This is a genomic window from Phyllobacterium sp. TAF24 (genome assembly GCF_052113785.1).
Taxonomy (GTDB): Bacteria; Pseudomonadota; Alphaproteobacteria; order Rhizobiales; family Rhizobiaceae; genus Phyllobacterium.
The window spans coordinates 37,907-53,672 of record NZ_JBFRDN010000027.1 but is presented as its reverse complement, the minus strand read 5'-3'; the positions used below and the strand labels follow the sequence as shown (position 1 = coordinate 53,672).

Sequence of the window (15,766 nt, the reverse complement as noted above, 5' to 3'; positions counted from 1 at the left end):
GAGGGCGTACTCTGTGCGGGGTTGTCTCGTGTCTAAGCGCTGAACGGATGCTTTACAGCATCACGCTGAGCTGTTGCTTCGGCGGCAGTCGGCTTGCCCGATACTGCACGTTCCAGAGCTTCCTTGGTTGCTCGATAATTGAAGTCCTGAATCTTCGCGTCGTCCTCAGCCTCCCAATGGATGAAAACACCAACGCAAATAAACAGATCATCGGCTTCATCAGCTGGAATAGTGCCATCGGCTACACTGTCCTGGACCGCCTTGGCTACCGCATGCTGTGCGGGACCAAACATCTGGACAGCCTGTTTGGCTCCCTTGATGGTAACCTTGTTGAACAGAATAGTGTTTGGCTTACATGCCAAATTCGGCGCGATTACCGCAAGGAGAGAGGTGAATCCATCCTTGTTATTTGTCAAAGCGTTGCAGAATGCTGTTTCAACTGCACTGCCGCGCGGTCCGATCAACAGATCGATATGCGCAACTTCATTACCATCGCCAACCAGCGATTCGCCAACCATTACCTTGTTGATTTTAGCCACGGCCAAATACCTCCCTAAACCGTTTCCAAGTGGTTTGTCCAAAGACGCCGTACCTCTCGAGACACGACTCTCGATGGACAGCTATCCTTGTTCACAGCACCCTCAGTCCGGGGTCGGTTGGCCAGATAGCAGCGGACAAATCCGCTGGGGAAATTCAAGCATTTACCTCGCCATTATGCAAGAGCCAGATGAGTTTTGAAGCAAAAAGGCTTGCAACTGTAAGGTCTGCAGAAGTGCCGGGATTGATACTTTTCGCTTTGAGTTGAGCATCGAAAGCAAGGAGTATTTTTTCACGTTCCTTGCCATCGTGCACTTGAATAACCCGGGCAAGAATTTTCTCCGCCGCCAGCCGCGTTTCTTCGGCAATAGTGACACCATGCTTACGCACGATGTGGCTATCCGGAAAATTTGAAAGGAAATAGAGATAGACGAATATGCTTGGCCACATCGCAGGTTCGCTGCGTCCAACAGCCGAACTATAGGCCGACAGACCACCGGCGAAAACGTCGGAAAAACCTGTCACATATTGCCGCGCAATCATATCACGGTCTGACGCCGCGCGCATCGCGTCCAGAAGTGGGACATCCGGTTCATTAGCAACGTCATGTTCCGATGTCGTCCCAAGGCCACCCGGCTGTGCCAATGTGATTGCTGTAAATACATTCCGCGCATCGGCCATATCGAGCATCTCAAGTGTTTTGGCGAGATCAGATTGCAGATCGGAAGTGCTCTCGACGGCTGCTTGGGCAAGCGGAATACAGAGAAGAAGTATACCGAGATTTGTATTGGTCCCCACTTCAGATCGGGTAGCCGCTACTGCAGCAAGAATGCGTCCACCAACGGAAAGGGCAGGATCAGTCACTGGACCGGATGAAACCTGTGCGCTGTCGAAAAACTGCTGTGCATTCATGCGATGCCCGTCAGCAAAAATATGCACGTTGCCCGGTTTCAGCGCCTCAATCTCCTTGTAGCAGGCATCGATATAGGCGCGGCGGATCTGTTCACGCGTCAAGGTCAAGCGGCAGGTCTTTCGTCCAGTTCGGTTTCAATTTGCGCGACGAGAGCACCGGCAATGCAGTCAGCAATCCGGACAGGAACAACCGATTGCAATCCCGACCAGGCAGGCATGCTATTGACCTCGAGAACAAGGAGTTTTCCATCTGCTGCAGGAATGATGTCGATTCCGGCAAAATCGGTGCCGATGGCGGCGGAAGCTGCAAGCGCAAGCTCTTCCAGTTTATTCCGCAATGGCCCAATGATGGGCTCCGCCTTTGCGCCCTTGGCAATATTGGTGATCCATCCTTCGGCGCGCCGTGCCATCATACCGAGGACCTCGCCCGCACAGGTGAAGACCCGATAATCGCAGTAAGGCGGGCCTGGTCTGGCCACAAAGCGCTGCAGATAATAAACGTCATCCATTTCTTCCGGCTCGGGCAAATCCTCGACGCTGCGGATCAACCTGATGCCGCGGCCTTGCGACCCGAACAGGGGTTTGAGCACTAGTGGCCCGTGCACGAGTTCCCGCTCCGCGATCAATCTGGCGTTCACAAGACTTTCAACGGCAAAGGTTTCTGGTGTGGGCAAACCGGCCTGCACGAGAAAGAACGTCGTTGTGGACTTGTCGACACAGCGTTCGATGGCCTTGGCGGAATTCCATACGGGAACACCGAGGTGGGCAAAGGCATGCAGAATCCCAAGGCGACGGGTGATTGCCTCGAATGTGCCTGAAGAGATTGACCGCACGATAACGGCAGCGGGCAAAGTACCGTTCATGCGGGGAATGGCTATGCCGGAGGGATAGCGTGTATCGAAACCGATATCGGCTAATGGTAATGTCTGAACATTAAGCCCATGGGTTTTTAGCGCAGCACGAAGCTGTTTCACCTGACGGTCGGGTCGGTCGGAAAGGATCAATACGGTTTCTGTCATTTTGTCATTCAGCCCAGAGATTGTTCGAGCATTGCTTCGTGGACTCCGCCGTTGCGAAAGGTATCACCAGTCTCAATGGCTGTAACGATTACTTCCGCAGGGCTGAACAGGTGTGGGTCAATGGCATAGAAATCTCCTTTGAATTTCTTGAATATATCGGCGAAAGGCTGGCCATGATCGCGTGATGTATGGCTGGGAAGCTGTTCAGCCAGCTTACGAGCCGCTGCCGAACTACCGCGCACGAAAAGTTGAACCGTACCCCCATAGATGATCGCATCATTGGTTCTGCCCATGGCTTTGAGAAAATCCGGGTGCGGGGCAGGGATTGGAGCGCGTCCGGCACCATCCACAATGTCACCCAGTGGAAATTTTAGATCATGCGCCTTGTGCATTGCGACCTCAAGCACACGTCCGACAATCTGTACTGCCCCCGTAAGACTTTGCGTCGGCGCATAAATGAACGTCAGCTTCTCAGGTGTGAAACCCGTCGCCTTGGACACTTTTTCAACAATAGCTTGAGGCGGCGGTGTCGCAGTTTCAAGAATGACGACAGCGGATTCCGCGTCGGGTTCGCGATAGAGGATTTCCTCAAACAATGGTTCCACCCGTGCCAGTGTGCGTGCTGGTCCCGATCCCATGGCGAAGTATTTCTCATGCGAGAGATTCCAGCCAGCATATTGACTGGCAAGACAGGCCAGAACCGGCTGGGAGGAACGCACATTCACAATAAAAGGCCATTTGCCTATGCCGAGCGTAGCGGAGGCCGTGCCGAGCCCGCCCATGCAGATTTCAATAATGCGAAGCCCGGCGTCCACACCACCCCGACAATTAGCGCCCGCGTCGATAACGTGTTCGCCTATGCTGCCACGGCTATAGTTGATACCAAGCCTGCTCGCATCCTCAATCATCTTGTCGGCCAGGTATTGAGCGCTTCGGTTGAGATAGGCATGACCGTCTCTCATGAAAACTCCTCCCTCCAGTTAACCGCGAGTTTTTCGACGCGGCTCTTCACGGCTTTCATCGCTGCTGAGGCGGAGGGAGCCGTGGCGAATACAGTACAGACAGGATCGCCTGCCTGAAGCGCGGTGCCTGCCCTTTGATGGTCTGCGGTCATCGTCGGCCAAATAATTTCGGGAAAGGCGCTGATGGCTTTGGCGGTATAGGCGATTGCCGAAGCAGTTGAGCCCCTATAGCTGGGTATGGAGATGCCGCACCCTGTCAGGGCTTGTAAATGTTGACGCAAAAGAGGTGCTTCTTCAGTATCGAAAATATCAAGCGTCGCACCCGGCCGCGGGTTGATTTCGATCAGATAGAGACCGGTGTCACCAACAATAAAGTCAGCACTGCACAATCCGACCAGATTAGTGCGACGGGTTAATGCTGTCAGCCAGTCCTCTATATCTTTCGCTTTTTTCTTATTGAAGCGGCGTAGACGAACCGCGCCGCCATAGCGATAGGGGCTGATCTTTGACGGAGCAGACCACTGTTGACTGAACCCGATAATATGCGCCTTTTCCCGGTCGGCAAGAAAGAGCGCCGATAAATTTCGGCCAGAGATAAAGCGCTGAAAATAGTGCTTCAGGTCCGCAGTTCCACCGTTTAGAGGCTTTACGTGCGAGCCACCTGCGCCTCCAGCCAATTTACTCAGCCAATCCGTAGGATTGTTTGGAGGATCAAACTGTATTTCAGGATGTCTTATGCCAAACTCATTACATAGCTGTGCCAGATATGCAGGATCTTTAATAAGCCGAACTGTCTCGGTGTTGTTTCCAGCGACCGTGAACTTTTGCGAAAGTGCCTCTATCATTTCCGGATTGCGCTCGAAACCGGAGCCGTAAATGACAGCTATCGGTTTGTCGTTACCGGCAAGTTCTTGGAGTGTTTCTACGAGATATCGTTCGTTGATGCCCTCGTGCAGACTCCCCGAAAGTTTCACGGCACGCTCTGACAGTGCGAGCGTGTCCGCGTCGTTGAAAAGATCCGCAACCAATGGCCGAAAGCCTGCACGGCGCGCAGCCGCAGCTAGCGAGCGTCCTGAAACTGCGGCGATCAAGACCGCGTTATTTAACGAGTTCGCGTGCAAGGGCAAATGCGTCCCGAAAATCAAAGATGACTGGCTTTTTGGCTCTGATCATCTGTTCAAACAAACCGGCTTGAGTCTTGTATTTGACATTACCGATGGAAAGCGGGCCAATGCCGACAGCCTCTGTCGCATCGAGCGGCTCATCATTGGCATTGACTTTCAATCCCTCAATACCGGCTGGTGGAACAGCGTTGACATCAGCGGCGACGAGAAGCTTGCCGGCTTTACCCAGCTGTGCCGTCGATAAGACCTGCACACCCGCTTTTGCCGCCGCCAGCACCACTTCCGTGTTCTGAAGAATAGCGGACTTTTTCTGCTCGTTTGACCCGTCAGCAGGCTCAACGGAAAGATTAAATCTTTGCCTGATTGAGGTTGCAACTGCCTTCACCCGTTCAATGCCGTCGTGACCGACAATCGTCACATTTGCGCCCTGTTGCGCGGTAATCACTGCTGTGCAATAGCCGACGACGCCAGTAGCGCCAAAGATCACTACACTGGCACCCTCAAGCTTGCGATCGTGATGTTTCAACAATGCCTTTTCTACCTTGGCAACCATGGCAGCGGCGGTTGTAAAGGACCCGGCAGGGTCGGCAAAGACCGAGATTTCAAAGGGCGGAACCATGGCATTCTTTGCAGCGTTGAGCATGTCGAGCGCGATTGGGGCATCCTTTCCGGCAATGAAAATGCCGGTCGCCACACCCGCGTCCGGCGGTCGCGAGAATATGGCGTCTTGAACAAGATTGCCCACATCTGAAAGAGCGACATCGGTGTAGGGCACAACCGCGTCGTAACCGGCATCAAGTGCCATGTTGACATCAAATGGGCTCATTTGCCGAAGCGGGGTTAGCATATGCAGGATTGTTTTGCGGCTCATAATATCCGCTCCTTTTTTATGAAGGCGCCCATGGTACAAGCTCTGGCAAGATTCAAAGCGGCATGCGTGATATCCGCCCCGGCATTGCGGCCCGCAACAATCTGGATGGTGGTGCCGTACGCATCCTGGTCTATCGTATCGACGATCCGCTCGGCATCCATTTGTGATGCTGCAAAAGCAAAACCGGTGGGTCCCCAAGAACTCTGGCCGATACCAACGGCACCAGCCCGGACAAGTTGACTGATAGTCGCCGCAACCCGCTTACTGGTGAAAATACCGCCCTGTGCCGGTGCAAAATAGTTGCCGATCTCGCTCTGGATGGCAGCAATTGCCTGCCCAAACAACGGTAGGTTGTTTTCGATAAGTCCCGGCATAATACCCATCAAAACATGACGATTGATCGCGGCCGATGTTGCCAGCGGGAATGGGGGCAATGCTTTGAAAGCTTCAATCTCGGCATCACCATGAATGCCTTGTGTGGATGTATCGAAGACAAGGATGATGCGCCAGTCCTCGGGAAAGGGTATCCGTGCGACAATCGTCGGCGCTGCACTGTTTGGCCCCTTGCCGGCATCAACAATGACCCCGCCCTTTTCAAACGCTGCTATGCCTATGCCGGAGCGTGTCCCGCGTCCGAGCAGGGAGGCGTCATTGACGATATCAAGCGGCAGGGAGTGCAGAGAGCGAAGAGCTGCTGCAATGGCGAGGGCAATCTGGGTGCCGGAGCCGAGGCCGATATGCTGCGGGATGGTTTGATGAACGACAATCCTATGTTGCGCCTTGATACCAAGATGACGGGAGAGCGTTGCAACATGCTGCGCGACGCGTTCCTGCTCATCGCCTTCCACATGGGCCTTCGCAGCACGTGAGATCGTCAGGACGGTTGCAACATCCTGTATAGGCAGGCCAACACTGCCGAACCTGTTATGACCAGGTTCAGGGACGTGGCGTGGTATATCAAGGAAGCCAAGGTGAAGACGGGCCGGGACTTCAATAGTGACGGATTCCGACATTTGCTTAATTTACACAATCTCGAAAATCGGGCCCTGCAGTATGATATCGTCTTTCGAGCGAGGTGCAAGCACCATACGCAAAGAAGTGGAGGATTGGTGAATGGCTGAGGAATCAAAGGGGACGAAGCCTGCGGAAAAAGTTTATTCCGAAAGCGAAGTGGTCGCAAAACTCAAGAAAGATTTGCCCCAGTGGCGATACGAGAACGGCTGGATTCGCCGGAAATACAAGACCCACAGCTGGAAAGCGACGCTCATGGTTATCAATACCGTTGGGCATCTCGCCGAGGCCGCCTGGCATCATCCGGATCTCAAAGCGTCCTATGCGTGGGTTGAGGTCTTGCTGATGAACCATGCGGCAAAAGGCATCACCGACAAGGACTTCGAGCTTGCGGCAAAGATAGAAAGTGTTGTCCAGTGGCAGCCCGGCGAAGAGGCGGGATCGCTTGAAGGGACACCGCAAACGGACCAGCGTTTTGCCTATATCAAGTACGACAGTTGATCTTGTAAATTTTGCATCCCGACAGGGTTCACATTCGAGAAAAAATGGCTAAGCTCAAATTGGCACCAGAAAGTTGCGGAATATGTCGGTTGCATGGATTGGCAGCCAGCCTGTATCTTTAACGGATGCAATTCAGAATGCTGTGAAGCTTCTGGCATCAAGCCGTTGTCCGGTTTTCTCCTTGGATACGGATGTGCATGGTACGCGCAGTGCCATTGCTCTGGCGATGATATTGGGTGGTGCTTACGATCACACGATGGGTCGGTTACTTGCCAATGAAATTTCGCTGATCACAGATCATGGCGGCATGTTCACGACACCGGGTGAGGTGCGCCGCCGCTCCAGTCTGATTGTTCTTGTCGGCGAAGTTCCCGTCTTCCATCAAGAGCTGCTGCAAACATGGGCGAACTCGAAACCCGACCTTGGCGACAAGCACAGCCGTCATTGGTTCCATGTTGCCGGTGCGGAAACAAATTCATTAGACAGCAAATTGCTGCGCCCAATGAAGGCCGTGCCAGTCGGTGGCGAGAATTTATCGCTGAATGCAGCATTGGCGGTTCTCCGCGCGCAATTGCAAAACCGCCAGACAGTATCAACATTGAGCAATATCGACCGGTTGAAAAGCGCGCTTACTGCAGCACAGTTTCCGGTATTTGTTTTTTCCGGCGGTTCGATTGAAACAGCTGGTCTCGTGATGTTGCAGGATTTGATCGCCGATTTGAACAAAAAAGGGCGCGCCAGTAGTCTATTCCTACCGGCAGATGATGATGCATGGGGTTCCGCTCTCACCTCGCTTTGGATGACCGGATTTCCACCCCGAACAGGATTTATCAATAGCCTCCCAAGCTATGACCCGGTGCGTTGGGATGTTCAACGCATGCTCCGCGAGAAGGAAGCGGACCTGCATGTCTGGGTGTCTACACGTGAGGGCGAAACGTCCCCCAAAGGGGGAAAGGCCAGATTGATTTCCCTGTCCCGAACCGACGCCCCAACCGCTGGCGCTATGATAACGATTGCTGTCGGTAAAGCCGGGATTGATCACGATGGCGTTGCCTATTCGAGTCGGATTGGCACGTTCGGATTTGTACAAGCGATGGCGCCATCGCATTTGCCAAGCGTTTCGAGCATCATACGTCAATTGGCCGATGCATTGCCCGGAAAAAAGGAGTTCGCATGCTGATCCGTTTGTCAGGCGGCGAAGTCATCGATCCCGTTAATGGCAAAACCAGCCAGCGCGACGTGTGGATCAGAGATGGCGTATTGATCGACATACCAGAGGGTGAAACAGCCGATCAGACGCATAATGTTTCGGGTTGCATTGTCATGGCAGGCGCCATTGATATTCATTCTCACATTGGTGGCGGCAATGTGAATACCGCACGTTTGCTTTTGCCGGAATACCATGCGGCGCACCAGCCGCGGCCAGCCAACACGCCCTTATCCAATGCCGGTTGGTCTACGTTCCGGACCGGTTGTCTTTATGCGCAAATGGGATTCACGACAGTAGTGGAACCTGCAATGGCGCCTTACACCGCCCTGCACACGCATCTGGAACTGGCTGACATACCAATCATCGACAAGGCGACACTGGCCATTCTAGGCAATGATGATTTCACGCTGTCCTTGCTGCGCGACGGCAAATCTTCGGCGATGATCGATGATTACGTGGCGTGGGTCGTGGGTTCGACGCGTGCGCTTGGTGTCAAAGTCATCAATGCGGGCGCCGCCGCGGCATTCAAAGAGAATGTGCGAGCCTTTTCGCTGGATGACGTGGTGCCGGAATATGGCGTCAGCTCGCGCAAAATAGTGAAATCGATGCAGGCGTCTGTTGCCCGGCTGGGTATTCCCCATCCGCTGCATGTCCATGCCAATAATCTTGGCATTGCTGGCAGTGCCAATACGGCCGCTGCCACCATCGCCGCAACCGAAGGGGTACCGCTGCATCTGGCCCATCTTCAATTCTATGGTTACGGCACCGAAGGGAAACGCAAATTCTCGTCTGAAGCGGCGCGACTGGCTGAAGCAGTTAACAGCAATCCCGATGTCACCATAGACATCGGTCAGGTCATGTTTGGCCAGACAGTAACGATTTCTTCTGACGTGATGCGCCAATTCGCAGCCCTCGGCAATGCCAGTCCGAAAAAAACGGTGATTTTTGACGGCGACGGCAATGGTGGTGGTGGAATTGTGCCCTACCGTTACAAGCAGGATTACTACGGTTCGATACAATGGGCTGTTGGGCTTGAGCTTTTCCTGCTCGTTACCGATCCATGGCGCGTGTTCTTCACCACCGATCATCCCAATGGTGCGCCGTTTACGGCCTATCCTGAATTGTTTGAGCTTTTGATGAGCAGTGCTGCCCGGGATGCAAAATGCACGGAACTGAATGCATCCGCACTGGAGCTTACGACACTCGCGTCCATTCGTCGTGAATACAATCTGGAAGAGATTGCGATTATGACGCGCGCCGCGCCCGCAAAACTGCTTGGTCTCAAGGACCGCGGTCATCTTGGGGCAGGGGCAATTGCTGATGTCGCGGTATACCGTAAGGGCAAGGATATCGCGAAGATGTTTCGCGAGGCGGCGCTGGTTTTCAAGAATGGCGATCTGGTGGTCAAAAACGGCAAGGTAACGCACTATCGGTGGGGCAAAACGCTCAGGCTTAATCCGCCACCGGATAAGGCAATGGCCAAGCGTATGAACGCTTATCATGAAGAGCGCTATGGCCTGTCACTCGACTGGTTCACCTTCCCAGACTCGGCGATTCAACGCGACGAGCCGTTTGCGGAGGTATCATGCAACAGCTAAGCCGCAATGGTATCCTCATCGATGACACTTTTGCCGAAGCTTTCGGTATGCGTGCGACAGCAATAGTCATTACCGCGCCCACGCTGAAATGGGCCCGTCAGGCGGCCATTACCATGACGGGCTATGCAACATCGGTTATAGGTTGCGGCTGCGAAGCGGCGATCGATGTTGATCTACCAGCTTCAAAGACACCGGATGGGCGTCCGGGGTGCCGCGTCATGATTTTTGCCATGGGTACGGATGAACTACAGAAGCAATTGAAGAGCCGGCTCGGCCAATGCGTGCTGACGTCGCCCGGGAGTGCCTGTTTCGCTGGTCTTGAAGGAACGGCACCGCTGGATCTCGGCAATTCACTGCGCTATTTTGGTGATGGCTGGCAAATATCAAAGAAGTTTGGTGGAAAGCACTATTGGCGCGTACCCGTCATGGATGGTGAATTCCTGTGCGAAGCCACAACGGGGTTGACCAAACTGGCCGTTGGCGGCGGTAACCTTCTGTTTCTTGCAGCTGATAACACCAAAGCCTTGAACGCAGCCGAACGAGCTGTTGCTGCCATCGAAAAAATACCGGGCGCGATTATGCCATTTCCAGGTGGCATCGTTCGCTCAGGTTCGAAAGTTGGTGGAAAGTATAAGGGAATGATGGCCTCTACGAATGATGCTTTTGCGCCCACATTGCGCGGTGTCGTTGGCACGGCCTTGACACCTGACATCAACGCGGTGCTCGAAATCGTTATCGATGGTGAAACCAGTGATGCAGTTGCCGCCGCTATGCGGGCAGGATTGAAGGCTGTTATCGATTTCGGTCCCAAGAAAGGTGCGTTACGGATAAGCGCTGGCAATTATGGCGGCAAGCTAGGCAAATTTCATTATCATCTCAAGGATTTGCTGCCATGAAAGCGTTGACGTTCACACTGATTGACCAACCTGACGAGCGTTTGGATTTATCCGGATTAACGCCCGTCGCTCTGGCCGGATTATCGGAGGTCCAGGTCTCCAGGCTACGTATTGGAACGAGCCGCAATCCAGCCTCCGTTGGTGATGTGTTCAAGGTCGCTGGCAAAGATGTAAACAACATTGTTTTCGAAGGCGGCAGCGCGCGTTTCGATAAAGTCGGAACAGGATTGAACTCCGGATCAATGCGTATCATCGGTGACGTCGGTGACCAGGCCGGCAGGCGAATATCCGGTGGATCATTGTATATTGAAGGCAGCGCCGGTGACCACACGGGATCGTGTATGGCTGGCGGACGGCTGGAGATCAAAGGGAATGCCGGAAACTGTCTGGGTGGACCGCTGGCAGGCGAAATGACCGGCATGGAAGGCGGCATATTGATCGTTCGCGGCAAGGCCGGAGATTATACAGGAGATCGTCTGCGTCGCGGTGTTATTGCTGCATTGAAGGGTTGTGGCGATTATGCGGGGTATCGCATGATTGCCGGAACGATTGTGGTCTGCGGCCGTACCGGTGCTATGCCGGGTTACCTCATGAAACGCGGCTCGTTGCTGTTTGATCGGCGGCCGGAAAATCCGTCGCCGACTTTTATGCCATGTGGCGAACCCGATATTGCCTTTTCTAGTCTGTTTGATCGTTTTCTTATGGATGAGAACATTGTGAACAAGCCGCTGCTCGGTCCAAAGCCGGGAAAATATGGTGGCGACAACGCTGTATCAGGCAAAGGTGAAATATTGTTTCGACAACGCGATCGGTTACGCAGTGATTGACGATAGCGTGCGGTGCTTATCCCGCTAAAGGCGCCGCAGATCAGATAGTGCTTACTTTTGTAAATAAGCCCTTATTGGGTGGGGGGCTTGATGATGACGATTACTTCGACAGTGGCATCAGGAAGCAAACTGGCAAAAGATTCGGATTGCTCCTGTGTGCTGGAACCATCCGTCAATTGGATTTTTCCGGTGGCGTTTTCGTCTTTCAGGACCATTGAGCCCATCACCTGGGAATTAACGCGCAGTTCGATTGCCCGACCGACCGCTTGCCTTGTAAAATCTTTGTAAAGCGCGGCACTTTGTGGAGTGAGAACGATATTCACCGCCACACCACCGGAATCGAGTTTTGACGCCGTTGCATTTTCCACCTGAAGTGGAAGCGCCTCTGGTGTCGCTTGCACCTCAATATGAGCGTCAGGCGATAATAAGTGACGTGCCATGGCATCCAGCGTCTCTTTGTCATCACCCGAAATCTGTACTGTCCCGTCCACGATAGGTGAGATCACCACCGGCTCCGAAATTATCTCCCCATCCACCCGCAATTGCGTTTTCTGTCCGATTGCAGCTTTTGTGAAAGCGCCAAATAAAGCGCTACTCTCTGGTTGAAGGATGATTTTCAGCTCATATCCATAAGAGATCGGTGATTTCATTACCGCCGCGCTCGATATTTTGAGTGCCACCGGCTCGGAATATTTTACTTTCTCTGGAAGGGTTGTCAGCAGTATTTTATCGGGTTTTGCGGGGACGGTTGCGCTACCGAGCAGTTGTTCAACGCCGGCCTGCTTTCCTTGGGTGTCTTTATCATTGCTCTTCAGCTCTTTGAGCGTTTGTTCAAGATTGGAAGCGTTTTGCCAATTTGGTGATACCGGCTGAATTGCACCAGATACCGGATTACGCGGGCTTTTAGCTGCCAAGTCAGACGATATGCCATCTTCACGTTTGACATGCGTTACAGTGGTGGTTTTGAGACCACCCAGCTGAGTAGTCAGCGTTTCAGTCACCTCTATTGTAGAACCATCAACCAACGAAACCACGGAACGACCGAGGCGGCGACTGCTGGCGCTCTTGATGACAGCTAGTTGATCAGTGGTCAGTTTTGCTGCACGCTCCTTCGATGCTGCAATCATCGCATCAATTCCCGGCTGAGATGCCTTTGTTAGCGCTTCCTTATCGGATATTTCGTCCCACGTGATAACGGCCGTCTGGGTTGAGTGATCGACACTTTCGAGCAACGATGTTGTGACAATATTGACAGCGGTTCCATTGATGTCGTCATCGCGAGATGCCTGCCATTGATCCCCCACCTTGAGTGACGCGCTCTTATACCACTGACCACGTGCCAAAAGCCTAGCCTCGGGCACAAGAATATCAGTCAGAACCAAGGGATTATCATCCAGTTTTTTAACAAGGCTTGATAGTACGGACCCTTCAGGCACTGGCCTATTGCCAAAAGAACTTGCGATCTTGTCTTGCATATTCTGTCGAATAGAATCGAATCCGATCAAAGAAAACGGGAATCCATTCAAATCTGTCTCAAATTGCAGTTGCTCAACACCATAAAGGTCCAGTGTGGTCTTGTATTGTGAATTGAGATCATAATTTCCCGTTGCCTTTGCAGGGACATCAGAACTCAACGACCAGCGCATGCGCACCGCTTGCTCATCCTTGGATACAACCATCATTTGCTGGAGAAAGTCACCGCGCATGATGATGCTTGGCTTTTCCAGCCAGATAGACATATCCGTTTCAATGCTCTTTTCTGTTCGGAATGTGCTGATGGCACCAATAGTCGGCGTGTAGGAAGGAATGGTCACCACTTCTTGAGCCATGGCAGAATGAGCCGCCAGGCCGAGAAATAAACCCAAAATCATCTTCGCTATACCGCGCGACATCCCGTTATACATCTTCGTGGTTTCCTTTTTATACGACAAAAAGGAGAGGTCGGTCTGCAGCCGGAACTGCGAGATTTCTTCACGGTTCTTCTGCAAACCACTTGAGAAGGCTACTTCGCCAATCCGATGCATGGCGGCAACCACAGCATGCAGGCATGGAGCTATATATGCTTTCCGGGTGCTCGTAGCAGCTATCAAGAATGGGTTGAACGATACAATGTTCGCTATCCACTCGGTTCTGTTTCGATCAAGGGGGAGAGGGCATAAAAATGGCACGTCAGGACAGTACGGCGAAATGATAACGAGGTTGCGTTGCCCCCTATCGCAGCTTCGGCTCCTTTCTGCCAGGTATTGGCATTGGCGGCGCGAGCACACACTGGAACGGCCTGAACTGGCGTCCGCAACCGGAAGAAATGGCTCTGCGCTCCATGTGCGCGAACGTCTGGGGGAGCAGTCATCCCATAAGACATGAATCTGCAATCTGGAGGGAGGATTCCAAGACGGATAGATGACCTGAATTGACGCAGATTGATGTCAGAGAACGAGCATTCAGGCACCGGCTCGCAGGGCATCGATGAAAACCCGCAGGGCGGGTGCCATATGGCGCTGCTTGGGATAGCATAAAAACAGTCCGGGAAACGGAGCACACCATGGATCGAGAAGGCTGATGAGCCTTCCGCTAGCGAGGTGGTCTTCAACCGTGTCTTCGATTGGAAATCCGATCCCGATTCCTTTGAGCGTTGCGGTCAGCGCCATTTCCTTGTCACTGAAAATCAATGGACCTTCGACAGAGACACTGAACCAGTTTTCATTCTCGAAGAATTCCCAGGCATACGGCGTCGCCCGGCCCGGCCAGCGCCAGCGTATGCAGCGATGGCGAACGAGGTCTCGTGGGTGCTCCGGATATCCATGACGGGCGAGATAATCAGGTGTCGCCACCACCACCTGCCGGAGTTCTGATCCCAGACGAACGGCAATCATGTCGCGCTCGATCACCTCTCCTATACGCAGGCCCACATCGAAGCCTCCTGCAACGATATCAATAACTTCGTCATCAAGCGTAATGTCGAGCAGCACCTCAGGGTAGCATTCGGTGAAGCTGGCAAGAATGGGTTCGATATGCTTTCGGGCTGCAGATCGAAACGAATGTACCTTTACCGTTCCAGCAGGATTTTCTCCTGAGCGACGGGCCTGCGCGACAGCGCTTCCAAGTTCGAATGCCGCGGGCTTCACCCGTTGAAGCAAATTTTCACCAGCCTCCGTCAGTGACACATTTCGTGTCGTCCGGTGGAGGAGGCGCATCTCCAACCGTTCCTCTAGACTTCGCACCATCTGGCTTAAAGCTGAAGGGGAAACGCCGAGGCTATCGGCAGCTCGGGTGAAGCTTAGAAATTCAGCTACGGCAATAAAGGCGCGAAGCTGGTTGTAGTCATGAGCGGCGAGCAAGCTATCCATTCTGGGCACTATATATTGCTTAGATCAACTAACAAGTTCTATAATTTTTGAATGTATTATAAAGACAAGGCCTTTCTGTCATTTTCTCTTTGGTTCATTGAAGAGGATAGAAAAATGACAACTTGGTTTATCACAGGGATTTCGCGTGGTCTTGGCAAGGCACTCGCCTGGGCAGCACTGGCAGAAGGGGACACTGTGATTGGGACAGTTCGAGCTGGGCAATTCCAACTTGATCATGATCGCGGTACCTTGCATATCTTGAATGTTGATCTGGTCGATGGCAACGCGGCGGCGGCCAGCGTACTGAAGGCGTTCGAGATAGCGGGCCAGATCGATGTCATCGTAAACAATGCCGGATACGGGTTGCTTGGTGCATTGGAGAAAGCGTCAGATGCAGATGTCGAGCGGCTGTTTGCTGTCGATGTCTTTGCGCCATTCCAGATCATTCGAGCGGCATTGCCTTACCTTCGCACACAAGGCCACGGTCACATTATCAATGTCACGTCGATCGCCGGGCGCGCGCCAACCACCGGATCGGCAGTCTATGCTGCCGCCAAATACGCGCTTGAAGGGCTTTCATCAGGATTGGCTTTGGAAGTTGCACCACTTGGAATCAAAGTAACAGCGGTTGCCCCAGGTGCATTCCGGACGGATTTCCTTTCGTCTCACTCGATACGCAAAAGTGACGCTGAAGATGCTGCCTACGCTGAGACCATCGGACGGAGTTCTACCGCCTTCGATACCGCTGCAGGTCGACAGCTGGGCAATCCGGATCTCGCGGCGCAAGCGATCATCGCCCTGGTTCGCTCCGATAAGCCGCCTCTTCATTTGCTGCTTGGCAGCGACGCGCTGCGCCGTGCACGCAGCAAACTGGATCAGATTGCCGATGAGATCGATGCTTGGGAAACCGTTACCCGCAGCACTGATTTCGAAAATGCTGAATAGGCAAAT

General features: G+C 53.2%; 15 protein-coding genes. 6 read left to right on the top strand and 9 right to left on the bottom strand.

Going from position 1 to position 15,766, the window contains the following annotated elements; all coding sequences use genetic code 11:
* Positions 1-32: 32 nt before the first annotated feature.
* The 7 genes from fae to AB4Y96_RS20230 all read right to left on the bottom strand — a co-directional run bounded on the left by fae (position 33) and on the right by AB4Y96_RS20230 (position 6,438).
* Positions 33-539 carry a formaldehyde-activating enzyme gene (gene fae / locus AB4Y96_RS20260; RefSeq protein WP_112522376.1) on the bottom strand — a complete coding sequence of 169 codons (507 nt, stop codon included), beginning with the start codon at positions 537-539 and terminating at the stop codon, positions 33-35.
* Positions 540-693: 154 nt separating this feature from the next.
* On the bottom strand, positions 694-1,557 hold the full coding sequence (locus tag AB4Y96_RS20255) for a triphosphoribosyl-dephospho-CoA synthase (RefSeq protein WP_441919463.1): 864 nt from the start codon (positions 1,555-1,557) through the stop codon (positions 694-696).
* Entirely contained in the window at positions 1,554-2,468 is a 915-nt protein-coding gene (locus tag AB4Y96_RS20250) for an ATP-grasp domain-containing protein (RefSeq protein WP_441919462.1), read from the bottom strand. Before AB4Y96_RS20250 ends, AB4Y96_RS20255 begins: the two co-directional genes overlap by 4 nt.
* Before the next feature lie 8 nt (positions 2,469-2,476).
* The gene (gene mch / locus AB4Y96_RS20245) at positions 2,477-3,430 is read right to left on the bottom strand and encodes a methenyltetrahydromethanopterin cyclohydrolase (RefSeq protein WP_441919461.1); all 954 of its coding nucleotides are present in this window, start codon (positions 3,428-3,430) and stop codon (positions 2,477-2,479) included.
* Positions 3,427-4,521: an ATP-grasp domain-containing protein gene (locus tag AB4Y96_RS20240; RefSeq protein ID WP_441919459.1), complete on the bottom strand. Its 1,095-nt coding sequence runs from the start codon at positions 4,519-4,521 to the stop codon at positions 3,427-3,429. Before AB4Y96_RS20240 ends, mch begins: the two co-directional genes overlap by 4 nt.
* A 7-nt stretch (positions 4,522-4,528) precedes the next feature.
* Positions 4,529-5,425 (bottom strand): NAD(P)-dependent methylenetetrahydromethanopterin dehydrogenase, encoded by an 897-nt coding sequence (locus AB4Y96_RS20235; protein ID WP_441919458.1) that lies wholly within the window; start codon positions 5,423-5,425, stop codon positions 4,529-4,531.
* Positions 5,422-6,438: a beta-ribofuranosylaminobenzene 5'-phosphate synthase family protein gene (locus AB4Y96_RS20230; RefSeq protein WP_441919457.1), complete on the bottom strand. Its 1,017-nt coding sequence runs from the start codon at positions 6,436-6,438 to the stop codon at positions 5,422-5,424. The genes AB4Y96_RS20235 and AB4Y96_RS20230 overlap by 4 nt, the downstream gene beginning before the upstream one ends.
* Positions 6,439-6,538: 100 nt before the next feature.
* Here AB4Y96_RS20230 and AB4Y96_RS20225 point away from each other — a divergent pair, with 100 nt between their 5' ends.
* The 5 genes from AB4Y96_RS20225 to AB4Y96_RS20205 all read left to right on the top strand — a co-directional run bounded on the left by AB4Y96_RS20225 (position 6,539) and on the right by AB4Y96_RS20205 (position 11,468).
* Positions 6,539-6,937 (top strand): 4a-hydroxytetrahydrobiopterin dehydratase, encoded by a 399-nt coding sequence (locus AB4Y96_RS20225; protein WP_441919456.1) that lies wholly within the window; start codon positions 6,539-6,541, stop codon positions 6,935-6,937.
* Positions 6,938-7,265: 328 nt separating this feature from the next.
* Positions 7,266-8,117, top strand: coding sequence for a tungsten formylmethanofuran dehydrogenase (locus AB4Y96_RS20220; RefSeq protein WP_441919454.1), 852 nt, complete (start codon positions 7,266-7,268; stop codon positions 8,115-8,117).
* Positions 8,111-9,745, top strand: coding sequence for a formylmethanofuran dehydrogenase subunit A (locus AB4Y96_RS20215; protein ID WP_441919452.1), 1,635 nt, complete (start codon positions 8,111-8,113; stop codon positions 9,743-9,745). The genes AB4Y96_RS20220 and AB4Y96_RS20215 overlap by 7 nt, the downstream gene beginning before the upstream one ends.
* On the top strand, positions 9,733-10,641 hold the full coding sequence (gene fhcD / locus AB4Y96_RS20210; protein WP_113094631.1) for a formylmethanofuran--tetrahydromethanopterin N-formyltransferase: 909 nt from the start codon (positions 9,733-9,735) through the stop codon (positions 10,639-10,641). The genes AB4Y96_RS20215 and fhcD overlap by 13 nt, the downstream gene beginning before the upstream one ends.
* Positions 10,638-11,468 carry a formylmethanofuran dehydrogenase subunit C gene (locus AB4Y96_RS20205; protein WP_441919451.1) on the top strand — a complete coding sequence of 277 codons (831 nt, stop codon included), beginning with the start codon at positions 10,638-10,640 and terminating at the stop codon, positions 11,466-11,468. The genes fhcD and AB4Y96_RS20205 overlap by 4 nt, the downstream gene beginning before the upstream one ends.
* A gap of 71 nt (positions 11,469-11,539) precedes the next feature.
* Here the strand turns inward: AB4Y96_RS20205 and AB4Y96_RS20200 are convergent, their stop codons facing one another.
* Both AB4Y96_RS20200 and AB4Y96_RS20195 read right to left on the bottom strand, forming a co-directional pair.
* Positions 11,540-13,492: a hypothetical protein gene (locus tag AB4Y96_RS20200; RefSeq protein WP_441919449.1), complete on the bottom strand. Its 1,953-nt coding sequence runs from the start codon at positions 13,490-13,492 to the stop codon at positions 11,540-11,542.
* Between the two features lie 417 nt (positions 13,493-13,909).
* Entirely contained in the window at positions 13,910-14,815 is a 906-nt protein-coding gene (locus AB4Y96_RS20195) for a LysR family transcriptional regulator (RefSeq protein ID WP_441919448.1), read from the bottom strand.
* Between the two features lie 114 nt (positions 14,816-14,929).
* Here AB4Y96_RS20195 and AB4Y96_RS20190 point away from each other — a divergent pair, with 114 nt between their 5' ends.
* Complete coding sequence (locus AB4Y96_RS20190) at positions 14,930-15,760, top strand: SDR family NAD(P)-dependent oxidoreductase (RefSeq protein ID WP_441919446.1); 831 nt, start codon at positions 14,930-14,932, stop codon at positions 15,758-15,760.
* Positions 15,761-15,766: the final 6 nt, after the last annotated feature.